The sequence below is a fragment of the Alcanivorax sp. HI0044 genome (genome assembly GCF_001634945.1).
In genome coordinates this window covers 1-503 of the sequence record NZ_LWEZ01000588.1, presented here as the reverse complement: position 1 = coordinate 503, position 503 = coordinate 1, and the positions used below count along the sequence as shown (strand labels likewise).

1 protein-coding gene and 1 pseudogene are annotated in these 503 nt (G+C 55.9%); both read left to right on the top strand.

The annotated features are described in order from the left end of the window. Window positions 1–272: pseudogene (locus tag A3730_RS07065) on the top strand (ATP-dependent Clp protease ATP-binding subunit ClpX); the annotation flags it as partial. A 55-nt stretch (window positions 273–327) separates the two neighbouring features. Then, window positions 328–503 (top strand): LON peptidase substrate-binding domain-containing protein (locus A3730_RS29525; RefSeq protein WP_197477344.1); only part of this gene is annotated, 176 nt, incomplete at its 3' end.

Here is a 503-nt window from a genome sequence, read left to right as displayed (position 1 = left end):
AATACGCGCGTCTGTTTGAAATGGAAGGGGTGGAGCTGGATTTCCGCGACGACGCCCTGCGCGCGATTGCCAACAAGGCCATGGTACGCAAGACCGGTGCCCGTGGTCTGCGCTCGATCCTTGAAGGGGTGCTGCTCGATACCATGTACCAGGTTCCGTCCATGGATAGCGTGGCCAAGGTGGTGATTGATAGCCCGACAATCAAGGGTGAATCCGAACCGTTGTTGATTTATGAAAACAACGAGCAGTCTTCCAAGGTGGCACCGGATTGAGACCCGGGCATGGTCCGGGTCTGTCCTGCTTTCACCTAAGTCATAGAGGCAATACGTGCTGAAAGATATTCCGCTTTTACCGCTGCGTGATGTAGTGGTGTACCCGCACATGGTTATCCCGCTGTTTGTCGGCCGGGAAAAGTCCATTGCGGCTCTTGAAGCTGCCATGGCAGCTGACAAGCAGATCATGCTGGTCGCCCAGCGTAATGCCTCCGACGACGATCCGGGTGT